The organism is Geobacter sp. SVR, from assembly GCF_016865365.1.
GTDB lineage: Bacteria > Desulfobacterota > Desulfuromonadia > Geobacterales > Pseudopelobacteraceae > Pelotalea.
In genome coordinates, this window is sequence record NZ_AP024469.1 from 4,573,076 (window position 1) to 4,597,013 (window position 23,938).

18 protein-coding genes are annotated in these 23,938 nt (G+C 51.6%); 10 read left to right on the plus strand and 8 right to left on the minus strand.

Annotated features, from left to right (window positions below; translation table 11 throughout):
• The first annotated feature begins 8 nt into the window (after positions 1-8).
• The 8 genes from GSVR_RS21270 (at position 9) to GSVR_RS21305 (ending at position 10,958) form a co-directional block, all read left to right on the plus strand.
• Positions 9-503, plus strand: coding sequence for an NUDIX domain-containing protein (locus GSVR_RS21270; protein WP_173197643.1), 495 nt, complete (start codon positions 9-11; stop codon positions 501-503).
• On the plus strand, positions 503-1,552 hold the full coding sequence (locus tag GSVR_RS21275) for a radical SAM/SPASM domain-containing protein (protein WP_173197644.1): 1,050 nt from the start codon (positions 503-505) through the stop codon (positions 1,550-1,552). Before GSVR_RS21270 ends, GSVR_RS21275 begins: the two co-directional genes overlap by 1 nt.
• Positions 1,549-2,718 carry a class I SAM-dependent methyltransferase gene (locus GSVR_RS21280; RefSeq protein WP_173197646.1) on the plus strand — a complete coding sequence of 390 codons (1,170 nt, stop codon included), beginning with the start codon at positions 1,549-1,551 and terminating at the stop codon, positions 2,716-2,718. Before GSVR_RS21275 ends, GSVR_RS21280 begins: the two co-directional genes overlap by 4 nt.
• Positions 2,719-2,769: 51 nt before the next feature.
• Positions 2,770-3,783, plus strand: a complete 1,014-nt coding sequence (locus GSVR_RS21285) for a glycosyltransferase (RefSeq protein ID WP_239077565.1) — start codon at positions 2,770-2,772, stop codon at positions 3,781-3,783.
• Positions 3,780-4,841: a glycosyltransferase family A protein gene (locus tag GSVR_RS21290; RefSeq protein ID WP_173197650.1), complete on the plus strand. Its 1,062-nt coding sequence runs from the start codon at positions 3,780-3,782 to the stop codon at positions 4,839-4,841. The genes GSVR_RS21285 and GSVR_RS21290 overlap by 4 nt, the downstream gene beginning before the upstream one ends.
• Positions 4,842-5,032: 191 nt before the next feature.
• The gene (locus GSVR_RS21295; RefSeq protein WP_203978742.1) at positions 5,033-5,788 is read left to right on the plus strand and encodes an NAD-dependent epimerase/dehydratase family protein; all 756 of its coding nucleotides are present in this window, start codon (positions 5,033-5,035) and stop codon (positions 5,786-5,788) included.
• On the plus strand, positions 5,789-7,579 hold the full coding sequence (locus GSVR_RS21300) for a B12-binding domain-containing radical SAM protein (protein WP_173197654.1): 1,791 nt from the start codon (positions 5,789-5,791) through the stop codon (positions 7,577-7,579).
• Between the two features lie 715 nt (positions 7,580-8,294).
• Complete coding sequence (locus tag GSVR_RS21305) at positions 8,295-10,958, plus strand: glycosyltransferase (protein WP_173197656.1); 2,664 nt, start codon at positions 8,295-8,297, stop codon at positions 10,956-10,958.
• On the opposite strand, the gene GSVR_RS21310 is transcribed toward GSVR_RS21305, so the two are convergent.
• The 3 genes from GSVR_RS21310 to GSVR_RS21320 form a co-directional block, all read right to left on the minus strand.
• On the minus strand, positions 10,955-11,359 hold the full coding sequence (locus tag GSVR_RS21310; protein WP_173197658.1) for a flagellar biosynthesis repressor FlbT: 405 nt from the start codon (positions 11,357-11,359) through the stop codon (positions 10,955-10,957). The genes GSVR_RS21305 and GSVR_RS21310 overlap by 4 nt on opposite strands.
• Before the next feature lie 4 nt (positions 11,360-11,363).
• Entirely contained in the window at positions 11,364-11,996 is a 633-nt protein-coding gene (locus tag GSVR_RS21315; RefSeq protein WP_173197660.1) for a hypothetical protein, read from the minus strand.
• A 105-nt stretch (positions 11,997-12,101) separates the two neighbouring features.
• Positions 12,102-12,923, minus strand: a complete 822-nt coding sequence (locus GSVR_RS21320) for a flagellin (protein WP_173197661.1) — start codon at positions 12,921-12,923, stop codon at positions 12,102-12,104.
• A gap of 119 nt (positions 12,924-13,042) precedes the next feature.
• Between GSVR_RS21320 and GSVR_RS21325 the strand changes: the two genes are divergently transcribed.
• On the plus strand, positions 13,043-14,989 hold the full coding sequence (locus GSVR_RS21325) for a tetratricopeptide repeat protein (RefSeq protein ID WP_173197663.1): 1,947 nt from the start codon (positions 13,043-13,045) through the stop codon (positions 14,987-14,989).
• Positions 14,986-16,671, plus strand: coding sequence for a tetratricopeptide repeat protein (locus GSVR_RS21330; protein WP_173197665.1), 1,686 nt, complete (start codon positions 14,986-14,988; stop codon positions 16,669-16,671). Before GSVR_RS21325 ends, GSVR_RS21330 begins: the two co-directional genes overlap by 4 nt.
• A gap of 90 nt (positions 16,672-16,761) precedes the next feature.
• Here GSVR_RS21330 and GSVR_RS21335 read toward each other — a convergent pair whose 3' ends face one another.
• The 5 genes from GSVR_RS21335 to GSVR_RS21355 all read right to left on the minus strand — a co-directional run bounded on the left by GSVR_RS21335 (position 16,762) and on the right by GSVR_RS21355 (position 23,924).
• Entirely contained in the window at positions 16,762-17,808 is a 1,047-nt protein-coding gene (locus GSVR_RS21335) for a glycosyltransferase family 4 protein (RefSeq protein WP_173197667.1), read from the minus strand.
• 241 nt (positions 17,809-18,049) lie between these two features.
• A complete protein-coding gene (locus GSVR_RS21340) occupies positions 18,050-18,751 on the minus strand; it encodes a bifunctional 2-polyprenyl-6-hydroxyphenol methylase/3-demethylubiquinol 3-O-methyltransferase UbiG (protein WP_173197669.1) in 702 nt (233 codons plus the stop codon).
• A gap of 128 nt (positions 18,752-18,879) precedes the next feature.
• Positions 18,880-19,707 (minus strand): glycosyltransferase family 2 protein, encoded by an 828-nt coding sequence (locus GSVR_RS21345; protein WP_173197671.1) that lies wholly within the window; start codon positions 19,705-19,707, stop codon positions 18,880-18,882.
• A 74-nt stretch (positions 19,708-19,781) separates the two neighbouring features.
• Positions 19,782-22,055, minus strand: a complete 2,274-nt coding sequence (locus GSVR_RS21350; protein WP_173197673.1) for a glycosyltransferase family 41 protein — start codon at positions 22,053-22,055, stop codon at positions 19,782-19,784.
• Positions 22,056-23,924 (minus strand): glycosyltransferase, encoded by a 1,869-nt coding sequence (locus tag GSVR_RS21355; protein ID WP_173197675.1) that lies wholly within the window; start codon positions 23,922-23,924, stop codon positions 22,056-22,058. It abuts the gene before it with no gap.
• Between the last annotated feature and the right edge of the window lie 14 nt (positions 23,925-23,938).

A 23,938-nucleotide genomic window follows, 5' to 3' on the forward strand; every position in this document is an offset into this window, starting at 1 on the left:
TGAATCCAATGAACCTTTTCCAGGCACTCGAGTGTCTCGAACAGCATATACCAGCCCCCTCAGAGGGCTTGCCCGACGACGTCTTCTACTTCATCAGCAGGATGACACCGCTCGTGAATGTGGATTTGCTGCTCAAGGATGAACAGGGACGGACCTTGCTCGCATGGCGTGACGACCCGTATGCAGGACAGGGATGGCACATACCGGGCGGGATCGTCAGATTCAAGGAAACCTTCGCGGAGAGAATCTGTAAAGTGGCCCAATCGGAGCTGGGATGCACCATTGAATTCGACCCCGAGCCAGTTGCCATTAATCAGCTTATTCACAAGGAGCGAGATACCAGAGGGCATTTCATATCCCTGCTCTACCGGTGCCGCATCCCTGCCGCTTATATCCCGCAGAACGCACAATACCTGCCCGGTGAGCGCGGCTACCTCCAGTGGCATGATACCTGCCCTGACAATCTGATCGTGTACCACGAGATATATCGGGATTACATCTAATGGAAACTGTTCCGGCCAGAGCTAAGATCATCAGCGGTACAGCTCCGGGGGGAGTGCGAACCAGACTTGCCGATGCCCTCCCCCTGGACACTCCGTTCGTTGTGCAGATATTCCCGGTCTATGCCTGCAACTTCAAGTGCGGCTACTGCATCTTTCCGGTGCCGGCTGAAAAGCGCGGTTTCATATCAGACCGGACAGTCATGGATTCCGGACTCTTTGCCCGCTGCATGGAGGATCTCACCAGGTTCCCCCGAAAGGTCAAGGTGCTGCGCTTCGTCGGGATCGGCGAGCCGCTGCTCCACCGAGACATTGCAGACATGGTGCGTTGCGCCGTTTCAAACGACATAGCCGACGTTATTGAAATCCTCACCAATGGCGCCCTACTCACCCCGGCCATGTCCGACGCGCTCATCGCCGCAGGCCTTACAAGACTGGTGGTGTCTCTCCAAGGCACCTCCCGGAAAAAGTACCGTCAGGTGTGCGGGACCGATATCGATTTCGAGCAGTTCCGCGCCAACCTGAAGTATTTCCATGACCACAAAGGCAGTGCGCAGATGTATGTCAAGATAATCGACTGCGCCCTGGACGGAGAAGATGACCGGCAGCGGTTCTACGACCTGTTCGGCGACCGATGCGATACCATGGCCATCGAACATGCCGTTCCCATCCATTCTGGCGTCGATTACGACCATCTGCCGGGAGTCAAGGAACAGGAAGTCACCCAATTCGGCCTGCCGGTGTCGAACGTCAAAGTATGTCCGCAACCCTTCTTCACCATGCAGATCAACCCGGATGGCAAGGTTGTTCCCTGTTATTCGTTTGAGTATCCCGGCATCATGGGTGATTGCAATACCAATTCGGTTTGCGATATCTGGAACGGTGAAACCTTTCGGAAGTTCCGACGCAAGATGCTGGAAGGTATCAACGGGGCGGGTGAACCGTGTGAAACTTGCAGTATTATCAAGTACAGATTGTTTCCCGAAGATGATTTGAAAGATTCCGTGGAAAAATTAAAACCGTTCTACGATCCTTATACAGGTGAGAAATGACCCGATTCTGCCCGATTTGTTTCAGCAGATATTCCAGGCATATGTTTACGCAACGTTTCGGTAAGAACAGCGCCATTTCTGTCATGGAGTCTTATGATGTTGTCGTCTGCTGCACGTGTGGGTTTGTATATGCCGATAACATTCCGTCACAGGAAGAGTTCAGCGCCTACTATGCTCTGATGTCCAAGTATGAATTCGAGTACAAGGATGGCATTGTCGCACAGGACTACATGACGCAATATGCGAAGATCGTCGACTTCATTATTCCACACGTGGGTACTAGGGAGGCGAGAATACTCGATATCGGCTGTTCGACTGGCGCCCTGCTGTCCATCTTTGAGAAGAGAGGCTACCATCATCTGTTGGGGTTGGATCCATCACCAAACTGTACGCACGTGGCGGAAAAAATTTATGGTATTCGCGCGATTACGGGAGATATTTCGTCCCTCAATGACGTGGGGAAATTCGATGCCATCATATTGTCTGCCGTGCTTGAACATCTCGTGGATTTCGAGTATTCCATGAACAAAATCAAAGCGCTCCTATCCGACGGGGGGTTACTGTTTATAGAAGTTCCCGATGCGGAGAGATTTCATGAATTCATCTTTGCACCATTTCAACAATTCAGCGTTGAACATATTAACTATTTTTCCAGAACCTCCATATTGAATTTATTGTCTGCCTACTCTTTCAAGATACTGGAAATGAAACAGAATGAAAGTAGTCTTAATTTAACTGTAGATCCAGACCTATTCGTTTTATCGGTAAAAACAGCTATTCCAGAAGAGCCTGAGATCGTTCCCGATGTAGTAAGCGAACCGACGCTCCTCAAATATATCCATGATTGTAGCGGGATTGATCAGAAAATACGAACTATTATTAGTGAGAAGCTACTAGAACTTGATAGATTTATTGTCTGGGGAGCGGGCACGCATACACAACGACTTATAGGCGCAGGCCTGGATACTTCAAAAATATTATATATAGTTGATTCGAACAAAAGATATGCGGGCAAGAAACTTGATCACATCGACATCAGACTGCCGCAAGAAATTTCCGATGATGTCCCAATCCTGATATCAACATATTCATACCAGTCAGAGATAATGAACATGATCAGAAATAACCTGCGTCTCAGTAATGAAATAGTGGCATTATATGAATAGGTTACCTATATGAGAGATTACATGAGAACCGTAAAGCCTTTGGTTAGCATTATGATTCCCAATAGGAACCACTCAAAATTTCTGGGAACATGTATCGAAAGTGCCTTGAATCAAACATACCCGAACTTGGAAATAGTTGTTCTCGACAATTGCTCCGATGACAACTCTTTGAAAGTCGCTTCAAGATATGTCAACAGAGGTGTGAGAGTCTGTAAGAACCCTATAAATATTGGAAATAAGAACTTTAATCTGTTGACAGTGCTCACAGAAGGCGAATACATGATTCTGCTGTGCGCCGATGATGTGATACAGCCGACTTTTATCGAAAAAAGTGTAGCTATCATGGAACAAAACCCTAACGTAGGATATGTCCATTGTGAGAGAGATTATATTGATGGAGATGATGTCATCACCGAACTTGATCCCTTCTACAACTGTAATTTTATCTGTCCTGGTGAATCAGTACTGCCCATATACATGCTTACTGATGTCGCGCAGCCATCGCAATGCGTCATACGGAGAAGTATATTCCAGAAAGTTCTTGGCTATAATACGGAATTCGATCACAGCAATGCGGATAAGGCGTTGTGGTTTAGACTTTCGCTTGTCTCTGATTATGCATATATTCGGGAAAAATTAGCTCTTATTAGAGTCCACAGTGCACGAGAAACTGTGATCGCATTCAGAAGTTTTTATCATTCAATAGCACTCTATCTGACACTAATGAATCAGGTAGAACTTGGTGGACAACTAAAAGGACATCGTAATGTGTATGAGAAACTTCCCGCCGCCTTTAGAAAGCTTGCTGATGAAACATTGCAAATTGCTCTATTTTGTATCCATGAAGACAATTTAAAACTAGCTAAACAGTATTTAGTTTTTGCAAAAATAATGGATAATTCAATCGTCGAAAGTGAAAATTATATCTTAATAAGTAATATTTATGACAGCTTACAATGTAAAAACGATTCTGAAAAAGAAAAAATAGAACTTTCAATGTTTGGAAAGCGTACTAGAAATTACGAACCACCAGAGAATTATATCAAAATTGAGATAAAACCATGACACTTGATAATTTTAATATTATAGTGCTAATACCAACAGAAGATTGCATCAATTACATTGATGCAAGCATTAATAGTGTTCTTATTCAGACTTACAATAGGAATAATATAAAAATTGTTGCTATTGATAATTGTTCAACGGATGGCACTTATGAAAAATTGTTGAATTATTCGATTAATCACGGAATATCTGTCTATAGGTTAAAAGAAAAATGTTCCCGAGCAATGTTACTGTATGAATCAATTTCGTATATAGAGCCTGTCAATTATAAATATATTACCGTTTTATCCCCTGGTGATATATTTTATTCTAATTTTATAGAAGATTCTGTTAAAGTTATGGAAAAATATTCAAACGCAAAGAGGAGAATGCTCATTTGCGAGGTTAGTATTATCGACAGCAATGCCAGAATATCGTCACAATTACCGATTTTTACTGACAGCTGTATTCTAAAAAGTAGCTGGAGTTTATTACAATTTTTTACATTCGGTTTTGATCATAGAGTGCAGTGGATTTGCCTTAAAGATACTCTTCCGTCTGATTTAGCAGATTTAGTATTCTGCGTCGACAACACAGATTGGTTCAACAAGGCATTATTCTCATTTAATTCAGAAATTATCTATCTAGATAAACCGCTTGCGTCTGCCGTATTATCGTATCCCGATGACAGATTATATAAACTAATGTTAAAGCTGTCTCTGGTAACAAGATTTAAGTTGATACGCGGAACTATGGATAACAAAAATTTTGAAGACTTAGATGAGCTTGAAGATCAAAAACTATCTAATTATAAATTATCATTATTAGCACTTAAATACGCTTATGATGATTTAATCGAAATTAAAATAGATTCTGCACGTAAAATTTTACTATTTGCAGAAATGGTCTTCTCTGATATAGTCGAAACTGAGTTGTATTCAACTATTTGCAATTTAATAGAAAAACCAGAGTATTGTTCGGTAGTGCTGGATCAGCATTTTGATTTTTTATTAAGGCCATCAAACCCACCAACTAATTCAATTTCAATGAATTTGATAGCAACTGATATCCAGGTATGAGCACAGTAAATATTACAATATTAGGCGCGTGTTCCCATATTGCAAAAGGTCTTATATATAATTTAAAGCCATCGGCAAAATCCAAACTCCATCTTTACACAACATCTCCACAACAATCCTACATCTTTGCCCACGACATTTGTAGATTGCCAGAACATGCTTATTCTATCAATGAGGGATATCATAGCTTCATGTCGAAAAAACATGATGTAATTATAAATTGCATTGGTGTTGGCACTCAGAGAAAAATACGCGGTGATTATACTAAATATTTCATTGTAGGTGAAAAATTTGACAACATGATTATTGAATACCTACAAAATTATTCACCAGAGACGTTATATATAAATATTAGTAGCGGTGCCGTATATGGCCGTTCATTTACAGGGCCAGTGTCAGAATGGAGTGAAAATGCTCTCACCGTGAATCATATAATGCAAGAAGATTATTATTCTATTTGCAAATTGAATTCAGAAGCGAAACACCGCGCCTTTAGTCATTTAAAAATAGTTGATCTAAGATTGTTTTCATATTTCAGTAGATTCGCAGATATATCAGATGGATATTTTATTACCGATATCATTGACAGTATAAAAAGCAATAAAAAGCTTAAGACAAATACCACTAATATTATTAGAGATTATGTACATCCGGTAGATCTGTGTTCAATTGTTCATATATGTATCCAAATAAATAATATAAACGATGCATATGATGTAATGAGTACAAAACCTGTAAACAAAACGGAAATATTAGACTATTTTTCAAAAAATTATGGCCTAAAATATTCAATAGATAGTTCTATTGTTGAACAGACTCCGACAGGGGTGAAGGATATATATTATTCTAAATACTTTAAAATTGCAAAAATAGGCTATATCCCGTCGTATAGTTCTCTGGACACTGTGATACAAGAAGCAAGTTATTTATTAGAGGATAAAAAGTAAATGAATTTGCTGTTTGTCCAACCAAAAGCTCGCGATATTGCTGGTATTGCAACTGGTATCTGTTATGTTGCTACAGCCACTAAAGAGGCTGGATACAACATATTCGGGGTGAATCTTAATTACTTTAGTTCATCAGGGTATCGAGACATACTTGCAAGTGCTATCAATACGAATAACATCGATGTGGTATTTATTGGTGGTACTTCCGGTGATTTTAACGAAATTAAAAGAATAATCTCAATTTTGAAAGGCCTTAATAATGAGTTGGTTTTAGTACTTGGTGGCTATTTAGTTTCGACAGAGCCAGAATTAGTTATTAGAAATACAGGCGCTGATTTTGGGGTAATTGGACTGGGCGAAACAGCGTCTGTAGAATTGTTAAATCTGTTGAGTCAAAAATGCGCTAAATCATCGTATTCCACGATTTCTGGATTGGTTTATATTGATGATAATAATGATCTTGTAATAACGTCTAACAGAAAGGCATGCTCATTCAATTTTAATAGGATACCGGCTCTTGACCTTTTATTTGATGATTATATAAGAAACAATAAGCACATTGACCTTGTAGGAAGTATTGGTTGCCCGTTCAGTTGTACCTTTTGTTCACGTCCTGTTGGAACAAAAAAGTACGATCAACGCCCTTTGGATTCTCTTTTTTATGAATTAGATTATTGGCTAACTGTCTATGATATAAAAACTATTGGTATTAATGACGAATTGTTTTCGTTGGATGAAGAGCGCGTTCGTGAATTTTGCTCTCGTATTCGAAAATATCAAATCGGTTTTGGACTTCAAGGTAGAGTAGATACTATTACTGAAGAAATACTTACCATGCTTAAAGATGCGGGATGCTATTCTATCAGTTATGGTCTTGAAAGTGCTAATAATTCAATTCTGGCAAGTATGAAAAAGGGGATTACAATAGAACAAATTGAAAAGGCACTGTCTGCAACACGTCAACATGGAATATCCATTATTGGGAACTTCATTTTTGGAGATATTCAAGAAACTTATGAAACAGCAAACGACACCTTGAATTGGTGGACTAACCACATGTCAGAGTATGACATACATTTAACCATGATCGTGCCATTTCCGGGCTCATATATCTATGATTATGCTGTGCAGAAGGGGATGATATCAGATAAGCTTAAATTTCTAAATGATGGCTGCCCTCCGGTAAACTGTTCAAAGATGTCAGAAAGCGAGATATTACGGTTAAAGCGAAGAATAAACAGCTTATTACAAATTAAATCCAGGGCATCAACTATATCAATAAAATATATCCATCCAGACAATACCATTGATCTAACGTTGGAGTGCGGGCACTGTTTTAAAAAGTTTAACGTATTTAAAAAAGATCTGGCAAATGACTCACGATGGTCGTTCGACCGCTGTCCCTCATGCGGTGGACATAACTCCCTTTCCCCCACTGATATATTCAAACCTTCCTTGTACAAACAAGTGCTTGACCATATGTCCGAACAATATTTCAAAACATTTCAGATGAAAAATAAGAAAATTGTAATGTGGGGCGCTAAAGAACGTGGTCAACTTTTGATTGCTTCATCGGAAAATTTGCGGAAATGCCTTGTTAAAGTAGTTGATAGTGCCCATGAAGAATATCACGACAAACTACTGCTCGGTATTATTAGAGTTGATCCACCTGAAACACTTAAAGATCTGGATTTTGATTATTTAATAATAGCTTCTACCAACTATAGGGACGAGATTAAATCTATCATTAGAGATAAATTCCAATTAAATATTGAAATATTAGACATTTAATTTCATCTCCAGATGGCTTGAGGAGAGATGATTTATCAGTTGAGATACTATGAGATATGTGATTATAGCACCTACTTATAACGAGCGATCAGCTGGAATAAGAGTACTTCAGGAACTCCAGAAGTGGCTTATTCGATTTGGTAAAGAGGCAATTATTCCAAACATCGACGTAAATGCACCTTATCGTATTGAAGATGACGATATCGTTGTATACCCGGAAATCATTAAGGGTAATCCTCTCAAGGCGAAAAGGGTCGTCAGATATATTCTTAATGATCCTGGCAAATTAGGTGGTGACAGAGAATACGATAGAAATGAAATTTTGTTCGCCTACGATGGTGAGCTCAGTCGTTATTGCAAGAGCTCGAATAATGTGCTGCGTCTACCATGCACAGAAGATTTTTTTACCAACACTGGTAGGTCGCGCGCAGTTGATTGCTTTTGGATCGGCAAAGGCCGGTTCACTCCACATCCAGCTATCAGAAACGCCCTCGAGATAAGCTATACATGGCCGGCAAAACGTAAGGAGCTCGCTGAACTCCTGAATCGGACAAAAACGTTTTATACGTATGACGACCGTACGGCCCTCACACTAGAGGCTTCTCTCTGTGGTTGCGAGATCAAGGAAATAAGGAATGGCGAAATAATCGACATCCGCCCAATGCTTTCCGTTGACCAAGAAAGTCTTAATATTCAACTTAACAACTTCATTCAGATGACCTGGTATCCGGAAATGGATGCCGACGCCAAGGCAACCGAATACATCGAGTCGATAGTTTCGAACCACACCACCGAGCTTGCCACCAAAGATCTGACCTCAATCATCATCCTCACCTGGAACCAGTTGCACTGCACCCGGGAGTGTCTGGCGTCCATCGCGGCGCATACGCTCGAACCATACGAACTCATCGTCGTAGATAACGGCTCCACTGACGGCACCGTGGCGTGGTTGCACGAGCAGACGTGCCGGGATGATCGTATCCGGCTCATCGAGAACCCATCCAACCACGGTTTCGCCGCCGGCTGCAACCAGGGGTTGTCAGTTGCCCGGGGCAATTATCTGGTGCTGCTGAACAACGACGTAGTGGTCACGCCCGAATGGCTTTCCGGATTGCTGGAGTGCCACCGACTGGATCCCTTTGCCGGGATTGTGGGACCAATGACCAATAACGCCAGCGGCATCCAGGGGCTGGGCAACCCAATATACGACCCCGGCGGTCTTGACGGCTTCGCCCGCCAGTTCCGTGACCGCAACCGGCATCGCCGCGTCGCCAGCCGACGACTGGTGGGGTTCTGCATGCTGCTCACCCGGCAGTTGTATGTCGAAATCGGCGGGCTGGACGAGCGGTTCGGCAGCGGGAACTTCGAAGACGATGATTTCTGTCTGCGAGCTGCCATTGTCGGTCGCCGCAACATGATCGCTGCTGACGTCTACGTGCACCACTATGGAGGGGCTTCCTTCGCCGCTGGCGGTATCGATTACCGTGCTGCTATTGGCGGCAACTGGGCCTTGTTCCGTGACAAATGGAGCGCTCCCGTGGCTATGCCTGCAGAGGCGGAACTGATTGCACGCTGCCGTCTCAGGGAGGAACTGGAACGGCTGATCATGGAGGAACGCCCTGTTGAAGCGCTGCAGCGGCTGGCCCAGGCGGGAGGGGTGATGGAGCGCGACCCGCTGGTTACGGAACTGCGGGCCCAGGCCCTCTGGTCCATGGGACGTGAGCAGGAGGCAGCCTCGCTGCTTGGAAGTGACAGTACGTTCCAGTCCATTTTAGAGGGTCGACTCGCTCTGGAGTCGGGCGATCTGGAAACAGCCGGTATCCAGTTTCAGACCGCCCGTTCCCGCCTTCCGGGGTGTGGTCTCCCGTATCTCCATCTTGCGCTCTTGGCCCGGCAGCAAGGAGAAATGGGCCGCGCCGTGGCCCTGCTGTTGAAGGGGATTAATCTCTCGCCAACCATGCCCGGATACGAACCGCTACTGGACACGCTCATTGCAACGGACCAGTGTGGCGAATTGGTGCGCATCCTTAAGGAAGCGGCACATCTCTATCCGGACAGTCGCCAGGTCGGCCGCCTGCTGGTTGCGTGGGCGAATCGGGCAGGACAGTGCGAGGAGGTCGTGGCCGCTGCAGAACGCTTCTGCATACGTTTCGGACCTGATGAACAGGTACTTGCATTCGGCTTGTCAGCTCGCCGTCGTCTGGGTGAATACCGTTCAGCTGCTCCTCAGGGAAGGCGGATATCGCTCTGTATGATCGTCAGAGACGAGGAACTGCATATCGCACGCTGCCTGACCTCCTGCCGGCCGCTGGTACATGAGATGGTCGTAGTGGATACCGGCTCCAATGACAGAACTCCCGAGCTGGCGGAATTGCTGGGGGCACGCCTGATCCGCCATCAGTGGCGGGATGACTTCTCCGAGGCGCGCAATGCCTCCTTGGAAGCCGCCACTGGCGACTGGCTTCTGGTAATGGATGGAGACGAGGCTCTTTCACCGCGGGATTATTCCGCTTTCCAGAAAGCCCTGGAAGGAGCTGCCTGTCCTGCCGCCTTCACCATCCTCACCCGTAACTACACCAATGTGGCCACACTTGATGGCTTCACCCCGCTGGATAGCTCCTATCCTGAGGAGGAGGCAGGCTCCGGTTGGACCCCCAGCGTCAAGGTCCGTCTCTTTCCCAATCATTGCGGGATTCATTTTGAGGGAGTAGTACACGAAATGGTGGAAGGGACGATCGCCCAAGCCGGCTTGCCTCTACGAGAGCACCCGGTACCGATCCACCACTATGGAGGGTTGGAGAACCAGCGCCTGAACCGTAAGCGGACTCTCTACTATACCTTGGGGCAACAAAAATTACAGGTGGGAAACCGGGACCCGAAAGCCCTATACGAACTGGCGGTCCAGGCGGCTGAGCTTGAACGCTTTATCGAGGCGGAGGAGTTGTGGCTGACCTTGCTGGAGCAGGAGCCAGAATTTTCCGTTGCCTGGTTCAACCTCGGCTACATCTATCTGAAAATAAACCGTCTGAGGGAGGCCATGGCAGCTACCGAACGCGCCCTGGTGCTTGATCCGGGCTACAAGGCCGCTCTGCTCAACCTGACGTTGTGCCGCTTCTGCCTGTTACCGGCGCCGGAAGCTCTTGCAGCCGTAGACGGGGTAGCCGCGCTCCATCCTGAAGATCGCAGCATCCGCATCCTCCGTCATGTTGCGCTATGCCTCAGCGGACGCCTGCAGGAGGGGATTGAAGGGCTGCGCATGTTGGCTGCCGACGGATGCGGTATGACAGACTTTCTGAAATCCGTCGCGAGACTGTTGTACGCGGTTGAAAGGCCCGAGGAGGGAAAGATTCTGGAGGCGTTGTCGGGTGTGTTTGCTTAGCCTTCTGTGGGATCAGGTATCCGGGATACCAGGCACTTCTCATATTCCATGAGCCTGCGGGCAGCCTTGAGGGCGTGGTAGTAATCCTGCTCGAGAATGAGCGAGCTGATCTCCTCCAGGTACTGACGGGTACTGGCGGCCGCCGAGACTATTTGCTTCACCTGCTCCCAGTAGGTGTGGTGGTATTTTACAAGATTATCCCCGTCGATATACATCAGCTGGATGAGGAAATAGAGCCGTTCTCCCGGCGTGGAGGCATCTTCCTCCTTCATGATGTCCTTTTCGCGCAGGATGGCTATCTTGTTTTCGATGTGGAACTCACTCGTCTTATCGCCGTTGCGCAGAACTGCGTGCCCGATGAGTACCTTTTCGTGAGGCTTCAGACGGATCTTGAGAGACATATGGCTATCGCTGGAGCAACATCTGAGTGATGTCGGAACTGAGGCTTGCCAGCGTTTCTCCAGTACTGTCAAGCTGTGTTGCAGCGGCCTTCACATGACTGTCGGGGCTGGCTGGGCCGAGATCGGGGACGGAGTCATTCAGCATCTGACCGCTGGTATCGAACAGGGATGACCAAGTACTTTTTACCTTCTCATAGACAGGCTGCGGAGGAGCTGGAACAGTCATTTTAAGGATTTCTTTTCTGATGGAGGCGTAGCTCATCAGGATTTCCTTCCGCCTCTCGCTATCTGCCGAGAAGGGGGGGAAATTCTTGACAATGGCCGTCACTGCCGACGTCATGTCGCTCACTTGATCCGCGAACCGCCCCAGTTCCTCGTTGGTTTTCCGGACGCCCTTAGCCAATTGGTTCAGCCTGGCGTGTTCCTGCTCGATGGCGCTCACCATATCCAGGTTTTTCCGGATAACAGGAGAAGTTGCCAAGCGCACCTGATCGGTAACCTTCGTCCTCCCCTGGCTGTCGGCATCCGGAGGAGTCGGGTTCTGTTCGTTTCCGGTCGCGTTTGACTGACTGGTGAACTGTTGTTGTAATGTGAAATATGCAGTGGACGCGATTGCGTTTATTTTATCGACTTCCATTGCCGGTCCCCCGTCGGGTTAACTAGGTCGAAGCGGGTAAAATAATGGGGAGATGGTAACCCATCTCCCCATTATCACATCTGTTCGCTAGAAGCGAAATCCCTCTTAGAACAGTCTCAGAACTGCCTGGGCAGCCTGGGAGGCCATGCTCAGAGAGGAGATGCCCAGATTCTGACGGGTCTGCAGCATCAGCATGTTGGCACCTTCCTGGTTCATATCGGCCAGTGTCAGGTTGTCCGCACCAGTGGTCAGTGTGCTGATCATGGAATCGGTGAAGTCCTGACGGGTGGTAACAACGCTCAGGTTGGAGGAAAGCGCTGCAGACTGAGTACGCAGTGTGCTGAGGGCCGATTCAAGCTGGCCACTGGCGGTGCTGATCTGAGCGGTGCTGGTCCAGTCCGTGGAGCTGACGGTGCCCAGCGAGAGACCGGATGAGGTAGCGTCGAAACCGGTTACCTGCAGGGTAGCGGCGTTGGTACGCTGACCGAATTCAACGGTCTGAGAGCCGTTGGTCAGGAAGTTGGTCCCTTTGTAGCCGGAATCACTGGCCAGCTGGGAGATCTGCGACAACAGGGTCGAGTAGGTGGCAGAGTAGGCGGAACGCTCGACCGTGTCGGCGGTGCCCAGTGCGGCGGCAGCAACACCTTGTGCAGACTGGATCAGGGAGGTGATGCCTTTGATGCCGGCGGTGGCTGCGCTCAGCATCTGGACAGCCTCGGACATGCCGTCTTTGCGGGTGTCGAGATCGTTGGCGCGTGCAACGGCGTTCTGGGCGGCAAAATAGTTGGTCGGATTGTCCAACGGGGTGTTGACCTTTTTGCCTGTGGAAAGACGATTTTGCGTCGTGGTGATGCCCTTTGATGTCTGGGACAGGGAGAGCAGGTTGTTTCTCATACCTGCCGTAAGGGAGATGTCGCTGAGTGCCATGGTTAAGCTCCTTTCTGGATTAAGGCGTGCGGGCTTCTGCCGCACTTTGTATTGTTACTATCTTTTTCGGCTGGAATGGTGGTAACTTTAGAAAAAAAAAAACAGAGGTGCTTTTATACATGCATGGCGCATCCAAGCTCGCACTGGAGCACGCCGAACAGCTTTGCACAGAAGGGCGGGACCTAGAGGCGGCAGCGCTGTGCCGGGACCTGCTGTCACGTGATCCCGAAAATCTTGAAGCCCACTTTCTTCTCGGCAACATGGCCTTTCGCGCCAGAGACTGGAAAATTGCAATTTTCCACTTCCGCGAGGCCTGCTGTTTGGGCGGCGAAAATCCCGTGCTATTCAACAACCTGGGACTGGCCCTGTTGGAAGGAGCTCAAAATAGCGCCCCCGTTGCCGACGCCTCGCTGGAGGAGGCCCGCCATGTGCTGAAAAAGGCTTTGGCCATTCGACCGGACTATGTGGCTGCCTGGAAAAACCTTGGCCTCCTTCTGCGTGAACAAGGAGACACTGCCGGGGCCCATCACTGCTTTGACCAAGCCCTCGCCATCGCCCCTGATGATTTTTCCCTCTGGCTGCACAAGGGGGCGCTTTATACTTCAAGTTACCATTTCGACCTGGCGGTTGGATGTTACCAACGGGTACTTGCACTCAGTCCCGATGATCCGGCCGAAATGCTGAACCGGTTGGCTACGCTGCGCTGCTATCTGGGTGAAATTGCCGATGCGGTCGTTACCTTTGAGCAGGCCATCTCGCACGCCCCCATCAGAGAACAACAGATATGCTATGCCAGCAATCGGCTCTTCACATTACACTATGTGCCGGATATGCCTCCCCCTGAAATTGCCCGCGCGCACCGCGAGTGGGGAACGACATATTTCCCTGTTGCCCCTCCTCCTCGCTTTGCAAACAGTCTTGATCCACATCGCCGGCTCCGGGTGGGCTACGTTTCTCCTGATCTGCGCATGAATGCCGTATCATTTTTCATCCAACCGGTACTGGCAGCCCATGACCCTGCCCAGGTGGAAGTGTTCTGTTACGCCAACGTGAAAAAACCGGACATAGTGACTGCACAGTTGCAGGAGGGATGCCGGGTGATCTGGCGCGACATCGTCAGCCTGAGCGACGACGAGACACTACGCCTGATCCGTAACGACCGCATCGATATCCTGGTGGACTTGACCGGTCATGGGGGAGAAAATCGACTGCCCCTTTTCGGGCTATGCCCCGCTCCGGTGCAGGTCACCTGGATCGGATATCCCGATACGACCGGTCTGCCTGCCATGGACTACCGTATCACCGATGCCAAAGCCGATCCGCCGGGCATGACCGAGCACCTGCATACCGAGGAACTGGTTCGCCTCCCCCACTCCTTCCTCTGCTATAGTCCCGGTGGCGACTTTCCCCCCGAGGGACCCTTGCCGCTCTTGACAAACCGGTACGTGACCTTCGGCACCATGAGCAATTTCAGTAAGATCAATGCACCACTCATGGACATCTGGTGCAACATTCTGGCACAGGTGCCCTTCTCACGGCTGGTACTGCGCTATCGCGGCCAGGAACGGGACCGGATCTACGGAGAGCTGAGCAGGCATCTGGCCAACAGGGGAATCGAACCGGGGCGGCTTCTGCTTCTGGGGCACGCCCGTTCGGTGGTGGAGCAGATGCGGGCATACCACCTGCTGGATGTCAGTCTGGACACCTTCCCCTACAATGGGACCACCACCACCTGCGAGGCGCTGTATATGGGGGTGCCGGTCATTACTCTGGCTGGCCGTTCGCATATGGCACGTGTCGGGGCGAGCCTGCTGGAAACCGTCGGGCTGGAGGATCTGGTGGCCGAATCAGCCGAAGAATATGTCGAAAAAGCCGTCAGATTGGCAGGAGATCTGAGGCGGCTTCTGGAACTGCGCAAAGGACTGCGCGGGATGCTGATGGCCAGCCCTTTGACGGACAGGGTCACATTTACGGCTCAGGTGGAGCAGGCCTATCGCCGGATGTGGCACCGCTGGTGCCGGATACATGGTAACGGTGACATCTGCCGAGAGAAGACCCACCCATGACTAGGCAATGCGTGCCGGAACACGGCCACCAGGGAAATGATTTCTCCTCATTCCTGATTGGTGAAGCAACTTCCTGCATCACGCAGCACCGCCACGTCCAGGCCTTGATGCTCCTGACCAAAGCATTTCTCACGGATCCGTCCTCACCGCAAGGGTTCGCCCCTTTAGCGGGAGTCTGCCAATTCCTGCGGCGCTGGGACGACCTGGAGCGTTTCTGCCGCCTGCGTCTGTCCCACTGTCCAGATGACGATCACGCCTGGTATCATCTGGCCGGAGCCGAACTCTCCCGCCGGCGTTTTCTGGCAGGGGTGTGGGCGCTCCGCGAGGCGGTAACGCGCAATCCGCGGCATGTGGATGCCTGGATCGATCTCGGATGTGCCTGGAAAAAGCTACGTGAAATCCAGCAGGCCATCGACTGCTTCCAGCGGGCAGTAGACCTGAATCCCCAGTCATGCATCGCCCATGACAACCTGATTTTCACCATGCTGTTCAGCGACCGCATCTCTCCGGACGAGATATTCGCAGCGCATAAGAATTGGGGTATCCTGCATGACGTGGCGCCTCTTCCGCATCCACCGGCACCGCTCCGCACAGGACGGCTGCGCATTGGCTACCTGTCCCCCGATTTCCGGGAGCACTCGGTGGCATCGTTCATCGAGCCGGTACTGGCCTCCCATGACCGTTCCCGATTCGAGATCTTCTGTTATCACTGCCATCAAGACCATGACCGCGTCACTGCCCGCATTCAGACACTGACCGATGGCTGGCGCGAACTGAACGATGTGAGCGATGATGTGGCAGCAGAGCTCATCCGCAACGATGGCATTCATATCCTAGTGGAACTGGCTGGCCACACCGCCTTCAACAGATTGCCTCTTCTGGCCCGGCGCCCGGCCCCGATCCAGGTCACCTGGCTCGGTTATCCCCACTCTACGGGGTTACCGGCCATCGACTACCGTCTTACCGATGCCGTCGCCGACCCCCCCGGCATAAGCGAACAGTGGCACAGCGAACGCCCTGTCCGCCTGCCCGGGCCGTTTCTCTGTTTCCACCCCCCCGAAGCTCCCGATCCTCCCGAAGCCCTTCCCTGCAGCAAAAACGGGTTCATTACCCTGGCCTCCTTCAACAATCTGGCCAAGGCAAGCCCGACCATTTTGCGGTGCTGGCGGCACATTCTGGCTGCCATACCCGACGCCAGACTTTTGATCAAGTCGGAGATTTTCAGCGACCGGGAGTCGTCCGATTGGGCGGCAGAACGGCTCCAACTTCCCACTGACAGGCTTCTGTTCCTGGGCAAGACCCCGGACCGCACGTCGCATCTCGCCTTGTACAGCCAGGCAGACCTTGCCCTGGACACATTCCCCTACAACGGCACCACCACTACCTGCGAGTCACTGTACATGGGGGTACCGGTAGTCTCGCTGGCAGGACGGCGCCATGCGTCGCGGGTGGGTGCTACGATTCTCGAGGCTGTGGGACTTGGTGACCTGGTGACCTGGACGGAGGAGCAGTACGTTGCAACTGCTGTAAAGCTGGCTAAGGACTTGCCGCGCCTGTCCAGCCTGAGACGCAATCTGCGCGGCATGATGGCGGCATCTCCCCTGATGGATCGGCAGCGGTTTACCGACGGCCTGGAGGCGGAGTACCGGCTGATGTGGGAGCGATTCGCCTCTTCCAGGTAGCCTGCGAGAAGAATACAGCCGCAAATCCGACGGAAAAAGATTTACAGATCCGCTCCCCTTTGGGTTAGTAAAAAAGGTGGCGGGCTGTCACTACAATGTGGAAACTGGATGGGGACGGCTTACAAGCGCCCGGCCGATGGCATGGAATCGCCGGGCCGCCTCCCGCCAGGATAGACGCGCCATGTCCGTCACGGCCCGCAGCCCCTTCAGGCGCAGTTCGCGTCGATGACGGTAGGCATGTTCAAGCAGTTCGATAACCTCCGCCACATCCGGCTCGAACCAGATCCCTTCGGCATAATGCCGGTAGTGGTGCGGAGCATACCGAGTGAGGGGCAGCGCATTGTCCGCCGTGATGACATCGGCATGACCCGTCAGGTTCGAGGCAATCACGGTTCTGCCGCAGGCCATGTACTCACACATCACCATATTGTTGCCTCCTTCGCATCGATTGGGAAAGAGGCCGATGTCGGTGTTGACGTAGACCTGGCGCATCAGGCTGTTGTCCATGGGAGGGTACAGCACCACACGCTCCAGAGGAATTGAGTTATTGGCAAGAGTCTCTGCCAGGAGGTTCTGGCACGGCAGTTCATGATATTTAAAGGTCACATGCGGGGACATCTCCATAGTGGTCAGGGAAAACGGCCACTGGTTATGCCATGCGCAGGCGAGAATCGCATCCTCGTGCCGGGCCATGAATGTCTTCATGGCAGCGATCACCACGTCCTGGCCTTTCCGGATCTCGAACTTTCCCCCTGAAAATACGACGAACTCCTCCTGATGGGCGTTTTTTGCGCCAGGGTAGAACTGATCAGGATCCACTCCCTGCAGAATGGTGGTGCAATTGCGGACGCCGCCGATACGCAGCTGATATTCACACCAGCGGGAACCAGTCACGATCATGTCCCAGCGCCGGCCCGCTGCGGCGGCATGCTCGAGCACCGAAATGGCATCCTCGAAGAAGCAGTAGCCGATATTGACGCGATCCCAGTGAGCCGGCTCGAAAGGCTGCAGATCGTTGCCGCGCATACAGTGCAAGGTCACCCCCTCAATGGGGGGGAGGAGGGCGATCTCCCGGCTGAGGTATTCACCGGCTATCCCCCAGCCATGGGCCCGCCCCCGGGGCATTGAAACATTCATCGCAATCCTCGTCTATGGTTTCCGTATCCGGCTGCAATCGCAACCGGCCGATTCCTGTTGGTGTTGTACGGCTTCGGAAATTTCTCTTTATACCACATGGTCAGATCCAGCCTTATAGGTCAATTGCACCCCTAGTACTGTACAACATTCCTTCTCCTGGTGGAAAAGGGCTGTTACTAACTCCTGGTACCACCGCCCCGAATCCCATCAAGCGATGAACTAGATGAGGGCAGGTAGGCTATCAGAGCGTTGGCATTTCTGCCGGGTGCGCCCGGACAAAGAATTGAAGGGCGATCAGCTCGAGAATATCGATGGCAGTCAGGCCATTCAGTTGCAAAGGACCGGCCTCAAGGGCGTTGATGGTGTTAATATCTTTGCCTTGATAAACGGCGGACAGTTGAGGGTCCGGATTGATGCGGATCTCATCCACAATCCAGCCGGTCTGAGTGAACATATCGATGATTTGGGCCCGGGTAAAAAATCGAAGGTGGCTTATATCCAAAATCCCCGCCCCTTCATAAAGCCATTTCCCTTCGGCAAGTCCCTGCAGCACGCGCAGATTACGCACATTGGGGATACTGGCATAGATTGCCCCGCCCGGCATGAGCAGCTGTCCGAGCCGCTCCAGGGACGCCCAGGGGTTAACCATATGTTCGAGTACGTCAGCTGCAATGATGGTGTCGAAACGTCCCTGATCGATACCCTCCCCCTTGAAGTCGATCTGCTCCAAAGGTTTATTGATGATCCGCTCATAGATTACGGCCGCTTGTTCGGCGGCAGCAGACAGCGGCTCGATTCCCACCACCTCGCAACCGGCGTATTTCATTTTGAGCCAACGGCCGCTACCGCCGCAGAAGCAACCCACATCGAGCACGCGGCAAGGATGACCCTGGATCATCTCAAGCAGACCGACAGGAGCGTACTCATGATTGAGGGTATGCATGTGAAGGTCAGCATCCAGCAAGCGCCAAACAGGGGGTGGGTGCATAAATTTCATTCTTCCTTTTTGGACGTACCGTTATCCGCCATGTCCTTAAAACATCCTACGCAGCAGGCCGAGCGAGGCTTGGGTCACGGCATCCTAATCATTCGGGCGCCTCGGCGCGCCATTTCTATGTCATGCGCCACATTGGCAGGCAAGGCTTCAAGGCTCCAGCTTGTCGCCCCCGGCAGCGTATGAGCACGGTAATACTCCAACTCAGTACTCGGATGGTCGGAATCAATATACCAGTCAAGGTGGCGCGCCAGATACGGTGCGCCAGTGCGGACGGCATTATGTTTTGCGGCCTCGAACGTCGGCTGGTCCCAGATGATGTTGCCGCCCCGGTAAAGCGCGAATGTGGTATCTATCGGCGCTAAATACTCGTCAGTGGCAACCCGGATGTCCCAGAACTGCTTTTCCCATGCCTGTACTTCATTCCTGAAACGATAACAGTCGGGCAGGTCATCGATGATCAGTCCGAATCCTGCTTTCATTATTGTCGGATGCCGACCCAGAATGGTCGCAAACCTGCCGATGAAATCCTTCGGACAATTGTCGTCGGGCAGCACGTCCGGGTCGGTATAGACGTACGGTTGAGACCAGTTGAGACGATGCAGGATGCCGCATGCCCACAATGATACATGACCGAAGTTCAGCGGAAGCCGCACCACCGTCACACGGGGCTCACTGCCCAACTCTTCGTAATAGCGCAATAACGGCGGATAGGTGGAGACATTATCGAGTAATACGATCCGCTGCTGGCCGGCGTGGAGCAGCCAATCGACCAAACGCCGCAACGGAGTCACCCGGTTGAAACAGTTGATGAAGATCGGGGTCGACATCGCGGTGAGCGGCTCTGTGGCCGCCGCAACGGCATTGAACCGCGCGATCAATGCCGGATCTTCAAGGTTGATCATAATTGCCTCTAAAGTGGAACGATCCTATTTCCAGGACCGTTATCGATCTGCCCGTTTCAAAGGATTTTGTCCTGCTATTTGGCCACATGGCCTGCTGTGAAGCCCGAACCCACCTTACGCTCAATCAAAGCGTTCATGACAATTGCTTCAAAGGTCCGTACCACACGTATGTCCCCGTCTGCCTGCGAAACGGCTCCCGGCAGATGGGCACGTAACGCTTTCCGACATTCGGGGTCATTGGCAAGAGCAGCCGCCTTATTCACATATCCTGCCACATCGGCGGCGATGGTCTCTGTAAAACCGATCCTGCGCAACAGCCCCGCCGCCAGCCGCTGGCGCATGAATCTTCCCTCGAGCGTCACGACCGGCAATCCCCGGTGCAGTGCCTGCCATGCGGTAGTATACCCGGAGAAGGCAGGGGTATCGAGGTAAATATCCATCATGTCGAGGAGGCCCCAAAACTGATCGCCAGGCAGCCAGTCGATAAACCGCACGTAATCCGCCGGATCAAACCCGCCCGCCTGGAAAGCGGCTTTGATTCGCCTCTCGACAACTGTCGTTGCCCAGGGGTACTTTGCATCCCTCACGAACCAAAACCGGCACGGACCAGCCGCACTGGCAATACGCGGATATATCTCGTCAAAGGCCGGGTCAAACTTCAGCGCCTGCTGACAGACCAGGAAGCGGGTAATGTTTCGATCCCCAGGCACATTGATTATGGCAGGATAAGGCGCAACCGCCTCGACCCCCATGAGAATGGTGCATGCCCCCGTACCGGGAAGCCGTACCAGCTGTTCGCAATAATCGGCGTCAGCATCCTCCCGCTCTATCAGCTCACCCGAGACGTAAAGGTCGATGGTCGGCAGGCCGGTCGTGACGGGATGCCCCCAGCAGGCTACCTGCAGCGGCGCCAGGCGCAGCGTGGCCAGCTTGAGAGTGGCCGGATCCATGGCGATCTCCGGATAGAAGATGATATCAGGCATATCGGCTTGGACCTGCTCAAGCCAGTCCACATTCCCCTGCACCAGGCGATCCACCAGCGTCCGGGCGTAATCAGCCTCAACGCTTGGTCTGGCGCCGGTATGATAGAGAATCACTTCGAAACGACTGCGGTCCAGGTGGCGCAGCAAGCCGTGCAGGATAACATTCCACACCGAGTGCTGACTCACCTGCCCGGAAACGATCACCATCCGCACGCGGTCTCTCGCAGGTATCACAGTGGCAGGAACACAGTAACGACTCGCCTTCATCCATGCCGCGCGGGCGCGACAGATAATGGCGCCGTAGCGGGCAAGTGAAGCGGTATGACTTCCCAGGCGATAGGCGAGGTTGAAGGGTTGGGCAACTCCCACCACCGCCCCCAGGCCGGGCCAGCCGGCAAAGCCCGTCCCCTGCTCCAAAGTGTCGAGGGCGCGACCGAAGGAGAGCAAGACCTCGTCCCCCTGCCGGGTGGATTCCACCACTGCCGGGAGCAGCGTGGCCAGCTTCAGACGGCATTCGTGCAAGTCGGGTTTGAGGGACAATGCCTGAAGGTAGGCCCGCTCCGCCTCTCCAAGCAGCCCCAACTCCTTCAAGGCAGTACCAAGGCCGCTGTATGTCGGAGCGGATCCGGGGGCAAGTTCGATCGCCCGCCGGTATGCCGCCACAGCCTCCTCAAGCCGTCCCTGCTCCTTCAGCGCAATGCCCAGGTTGCATTGGGCAGATGCAAAGCCAGGATTAAGCATGATGGCCTGACGGCAGGCCTGTTCCGCCTCGTGCGATCGTCCCAGATCGTTGAGCGCCACGCCGAGATTGCTGTAGGCTGCCGCAAAATCGGGCTTGAGCGTGATGGCCCGCTGACAGGACAGTACTGACTCCTCAAGCCTGCCGAGGCTTTGGAGCGCATTCCCCAGGTTGCCATGGGCCTCGGCAAAGTCCGGCTTGATGGCCAGAGCGCGCCGATAGGCCTGTTCCGCTTCTGCGGCGCGCCCGAGGTCGTCGAGCATGATGCCGAGATTGTTGTATGCCTCGGCGTAATCCGGTTTGAGGGCAATGGCCCGTTGGTAGCACTGTTCCGCATCACCGAACCGCTGAAGCGCCCGCAGTGCCTCTCCCAGGTTGATGAAGGCTGCCGGGGAAGCGGCATTTTTCTGCACCGCCGTGCCGATCAACTCCACTGCCACGTCATGTTTTCCGACCTGATGTGCCAGGACCCCCAGCAGATGCAGTGCATCGAAGTTTTCAGGATCGATGTCCAGGATACGACGGTAGATCGCCTCGGCCTCCTGGAGCTGTCCGGACTGGTGGTGCTTAATGGCGACGGCCACTGCCTGGGTGGAGGAAATTCCCGATGCTATGGAAGGTTTCATTCAGAGGGCCTTTTTTATTGCCGGACTTCGGGACGGCTGCAGCAACAGATATCGACAGACGACTCCTAAAAAGTACCTCGCGCGGGCAGTTGTCGTGTGATATTTCAAATAGTGGTCATAGCCATTCGATGCAATCTGCGCCGCCTCGTCCGGCCGCCTTGCGTAGTAATCCAGCTTGGCTTCCATCTCGGCAAGATCTTCGAAGAAGACAGCCGATACGTTATCTGTAAAATTGTTGGGAATATGGATAGGAGGTCGCTCTGCCAGCAGCATGACGCCATTGGCGGGTAACTCCCAATAGCGGACCGTGTCGAAGCCCACGCCGAAAAAGCTGAGTCCGATCAGACTGCAGCGAAGTTTTTGTTGATACTCGGCCTGGCTAAAACGAACGCTCAGCGAATGACCGGTGATTTTTTCCAAACTGCGTACATAGAGCGGCCTTAAACCGAACTCGTTTCGGCCCGCCCAGAAGGGCACGCGGCTTTTATGCTCTCTATGACGCGTGGCGGTGCAGCTGAAGGTTTCCGGGTAACCGAACGGCAACGGATGGGTGTGTTCATCGTACTCGACACCTTCCAGCATTTCACGTTTGAAGACAAGCTCTGCCCTTGGCCGGTCGATATATTTCAATATCTTGCCCATCGGAGTGTAACAATCGTCCCAGGGATCGTACACCACTACCGGCAGTTGTGGTACGGCGTTTACCAGGCGCCGTACATCCTCCCGGTGTGCCATGCCTATTACGTCGGCATACACGATAACATCAAAACGACCCGCCCGTAACTGGGTCACCAGATCATCGGCAGTCGCAGGTGCACCAGGATAATTGAACACGCAGGGATAGTTATTGGCAGACTCGACATCGCAGCCGTGCAAGGTGGGCTTCCAGGGATACTCGACGACATTGTCCTTTCCCAGGAGCGTGCACAGTCCATGGTAGAGGGTATCCTGGCCGTAATCGCTACCGCCGTGGGTGATGAACAAAATCCGTAGGAGTGGCCATCCATCCTGCCATTCGACACTTTCCTGCCCAGTAGTGCCTGATATGTCCGCTTTATCATCCTTGTGCTGGAGTATCTGCAACATATGCCGGGTTGAGGCGTCCGGGCATATATGTTCAATGGATCGCAAAGTACGCAGTGCCATGTCATTCCGGCCGATATGCGACCAGAATCGGCTATGGATGCGATAGCTTTCCGCTACATCAGGGCAGATTGACGTGACCTGGGCAAATTCGCGTCGTTCTTTACTGAAATATGAATGAGCAGGCACGCGCCCGTGCAGTATTTGCTGCCATTTCAAATAGTGCCGCTGCTTTTCCACAGCCAATCTGGCCACAGCGGCTTCGGTAGCAACCAGTTGTTCGGGAATTTCGTTCAAAATCGAGATTGAGCAATCAGGTCTGCCGAGATCGGCGAGCGCTTGAGCATGACGAACAGGATTGTACATCTGCCGGACGATAACGATTCCCCATGCTGACGACGCTTCGCTGGCGGAATGTACTATCCCGGAATGATATCGAATATAACCGCACCCTGACAGAAAGAGATCCCATTGCTCATCCGCCCAGGGTGATTGTTCAGTGCCTTGGAAGATAAGGGCGATTCGAGCGTTGGCATCCAATACCAGTTGAAGATGCTCGAGCGAGGTTTTAAGCCGCGAAAATTCCCATATGGTTGGCGCAAATACCGCTCCATCGAATCTTTCCTCAGCGTTCCCCGGGGGTGACAGTACTTCGGCATCCTGCGAACACCATGTTTGTACGCCCCCCTCATGGCACGCAGCATGGATTGATGGCGGTATTACGCCAAACAGCGCCAGCCGCTGGACAAAGAGGGGTACGATCCGCCGTGTTTCAAGGAATGTCATTGCCGGTACACCTC